The organism is Longimicrobium sp., from assembly GCA_036377595.1.
Lineage (GTDB): Bacteria > Gemmatimonadota > Gemmatimonadetes > Longimicrobiales > Longimicrobiaceae > Longimicrobium.
In genome coordinates, this window is record DASUYB010000086.1 from 1 (window position 1) to 3,790 (window position 3,790).

2 protein-coding genes are annotated in these 3,790 nt (G+C 68.0%); one reads left to right on the forward strand and one right to left on the reverse strand.

Going from position 1 to position 3,790, the window contains the following annotated elements:
- Window positions 1–259: 259 nt before the first annotated feature.
- Window positions 260–2,962: a DUF5916 domain-containing protein gene (locus VF092_12050; GenBank protein ID HEX6748016.1), complete on the reverse strand. Its 2,703-nt coding sequence runs from the start codon at window positions 2,960–2,962 to the stop codon at window positions 260–262.
- A 432-nt stretch (window positions 2,963–3,394) separates the two neighbouring features.
- On the opposite strand from VF092_12050, the gene VF092_12055 reads away from it, so the two are divergent.
- Window positions 3,395–3,790: hypothetical protein (locus VF092_12055; GenBank protein HEX6748017.1), on the forward strand; the 396-nt coding region annotated here is incomplete at its 3' end.

Consider the following 3,790-nt stretch of genomic DNA (forward strand, 5'->3'; position numbering starts at 1 on the left):
GCGCTCGCCCTCGACCAGCTGGAGGTAGCGGGCGTCGGGGCCGCGCTTGCGGGGTGAGACGACCTCGCGCAGGTACATGTGCAACAGGATAGGTGCATGCCTGTTGCTGAGTCAATGCACATCGAAAATCCGTGTACAACAGAAAATCGGTGAATCCAGTGTTTTGAGCGCGAAAAACCCAGGATTGGCGCCAATCCTGGGTCTCGCATGTAGCCGGAACTGTCGAACGCCTGCCGTGTGACCCCTGTCTTTTCCGGATCTACCGGCCGAACCAGTAGCTGAGCTTCACCACGAACACGTTGTCGGGCGGCGCGTCGAACACGGCGCGGGTGTCGCGGCTGAAGTCGAAGGTGCCGAACGGCTCCGTGCCGCTGCGCTGCTGCTGCCAGACCAGGAAGAGCGTGGACCCCGGCCGGTACTCCCAGCGCAGCACCGCGTTGCCGCGCAGGCTGCGGAAGTTGAAGTCCGGGTTGGGAATGGTGAAGTTCGTCGTGGCCGGGTTCCGGTCCGGGTCCAGCGTGTACTCCACCGTCCGCCCCTCGGCGTCGAGCACCTGGGTGATCTGCGCGGCGTCGTACAGCGTCTTCCGGATGGAGCGCGGCGCCGCGAATTCCTTGTAGCGGTCGAAGCTCCCGCTGGCCACCAGCGGCTGCGCGAACAGCTCCAGCGTCAGCGTGGGGCTGAACGTCCAGTTGAGGCGCGTGTTCATCGAGAGCTGGTGCTGCACCAGGTCCGAGAACACCACCCGCTGCCCGTAGAAGTTCGTGGCCGTGGAGTCGGCGAAGCGGGTGATGAACTGTGTGCGCGAGTGGTCCACGCTGTACGCCGGGCCCACCGAGAACTGCACGTTCGACGCGGGCTTCACCCGCACGCTCAGGTTGCCGCTGAAGGCGTGCGTGCCGTCGGTGCTGGTGCTGTAGTACGGGTTGGTGCTCAGCACCACCCGCTTGCGCGAGTCGGTGCTCACGTTCAGGAAGTACGTCACGTCCGACGGCCTGCGCACCACCGGCCCGCCGCGCGTCAGCCGGTCGTCGTCGAGCGCCGTGTTCCAGATCACGAACGAGCTGACGTTCCAGTAGTTCGCGAGTTGCGAGCCCAGGTAGGCGTGGAAGTCACGCCCGGTGAGGTCGCGGTCGAAGTTCACCTGCTGCTGCGAGCCGACGATGGCCACCAGGTTGCGGTACTGGCGCGTGGGCTTGTTCCACACCCGCAGCAGGTTGGCGTTCATCCAGACGTAATCGGCGCGCGGCAGGAACCCCAGGTCGTTCACCTCGAAGCCGGGGCTGCGGTAGTCCACCGCCGTCTCGAACTGCCAGGGCCCCGAGTCGCGCGCCAGCCGCGCGTATCCCCCGAACCCGCGCAGCGAAGTGAGCCCCGGCTCGAAGCGGCTGGTGAACAGCCCGTTGCTCCCCTCCCCCCGGTCAGGCCGCTGGAAGTAGCGCGCCGACGAGCGCTGCAGCCGCAGCATCGACGCGCTGTCGCCGCCCACCTCGGAGACCACGAAGTTGCCGATCAGCGACCAGGCGCGCTTGTCCCAGTACAGGTTCCAGTCCACCCCCGCCGCCTCGGCGCGGCTGGGGATCAGCGACTCCAGCGAGGGATTGTCGAACCAGCGCAGCACCGAGGTGCCGATCCCCCCCACCGTCAGGTTCCCCCCGCGCAGGTTCTGCTTCACCCGGCCCACGAAGTAGTTGGTGGGCGGCTCCACCTGCTCGGTGAAGCGGTCGCCGTCCTCGTCCTGCGCCAGCGCGCGCTCCGAGCGGGTGAGCGCGTCCATCACCCCCAGCTGCAAGCCGTTCCCCAGCCGGCCGCTGACCTTGGCCGCGCCCAGGATGGTGCTGCTCTCGGGCTGGTGGGTGAACACCGCCGGCTGCGACACGAACCCCTGCGGCGCCCGCCCGATGCGCCGCGAGTAGAAGGGCGACATCGACGAGATGTTGCTGCAGAAGTGGCAGTTGAAGTCGCCGAAGCCGAACAGCCCGCTCCCCTCCACGAAGAACGGGCGCTTCTCGTCGAAGAAGGTCTCGTAGGCCGACAGGTTCACCACCGCCGGGTCCACCTCAACCTGCCCGAAGTCGGGGTTGATGGTGGCGTCGAGCGTGAGCGTGCTGGTGAGCAGCGCCTTCACGTCGCCGCCGATGCGCCACGACGACTCGTGCGTGTGCTCGAAGGGGCTTTCCGGCTGCAGCGGGCGCACGAAGCTCTGCCGCGCCACCGCGTAGGGAAGGAGCTCCACCGAGCGGCGCTGCGGCGGGGTGCGCAGCGCCCCCAGGTGCCCGAAGCGCGAGGGGCCGCCCGTCTCGTTCTTCCCCCAGAACGACCACATGTCGGTCTCGTTCAGCCGCTCCACGTAGCGCCACACCTGCATCCCCCAGGTCTGCACGCTGTCACGCGGGAAGCGCAGCTGGCTGAAGGGCACGCGCAACTCCGCCGTCCACCCCGCCGAGTCGACGTGCGCGGCGGCGGTGTAGACGGGGTCCCAGCTGGGGTCGGCGTACGACGAGGCCTGCCCCGCGTCGCTCTTCACCCCCGACGGGTTGATGGTGAAGACGGTGCGGCCGGTGTGGTCGTGGTAGGTGTCGAGCACGAACTGCACGTAATCGCCGCCGGTGCTCTGGTCGCGCCGCGAGAGCTGCGCGTGCACGCCGCGCGCGCCCAGCGAGTCGACCATCCGCGCGCCGATGTACAGCGCCTCGGCGTCGTACGCGATGCGGACCTCGGTGGGCTGGGTGGCGGGCTTCCCCTCGTTGGGGTCCTGCTGGGTGAAGTTCGTGGCCGGCTGCGCCGTCTGCCACACGCCCTCGTCCAGCTTTCCGTCGATGGCGATGGGGGTGGTGCGCTCCACCGCGGCCAGGCGGGGCGTGGCGCCGGTGGCGTGGGCGCCGTTCTGCGCGGCGGCGGGCGCGGCAAACGCCGCCATCAGCGCGATGGAAAGGCGGGCACAACAGCGGGGAGGGCGCATACGGGTGCCGGTGGGGAGGGTTGCGGGTGCGGCGGCGCCGCGGGGGTGGTGCGCCGGCCGGCCGGGTGGAGCGGATGCCTGTTTGGACGGGTCATCCGCCGCAAAGGTTTGATCCGTGCACTGCGGCCGGCCACCTCGTCCGAGTGCTAGATTCTTAGCATGCTAGATTATTAGCACATGGACGCGGAGTCAAGCACCTTCGTGATCGTCCGGACGCGTCGGACGGCGGCCGCCCGGCTGGAAGATGGAGCCGGCGGCCGGGGCGGCTTCAAGGTGGCGGGTGGAAGGGTCGCGGCAGAAAGGCGCGGACGCTCGTTTTCAGAACAAACATCTTGACACGCCGCCGTTCACCGGGTAACACTTTCGCTGCAAACACATGGTGATCGTACGCGTCCCTTGATCTCCCCCTCCACTTCATCCGCTGAGGCCTGCATGAGCATGGAACTGAAAGAGGACTTCGTCTTCGAGCCGCTCCCCCGCGACACCACCGAGAAAGCCGGGCTACGGGCGAAGGTGGTCCAGGAGCCCACATTGCAGCAGCTTGGGCCGATCGCCGGGCTGCTGGGCGATTGGGGCGGAAGCGGGTTCAACACCATCTGGCGCCCCTTTCACGCGCCGCCGGGTGCCCCGCCGCAGGACCATTTCCTGGAGCTGAACCAGACCAGCGAGACGCTGCAGATCCACAAGGTCAAGGGCGAGATCCCCAACCGCGGCCTTCTGCAGGACGACATCATCCTGTTCGGCGTCCACTACCTCCAGCAGATCCAGGACGCCGTGATGAACTCGGGGCTCCACTTCGAGCCGGGGATCTGGCTCAACATCCCGCCG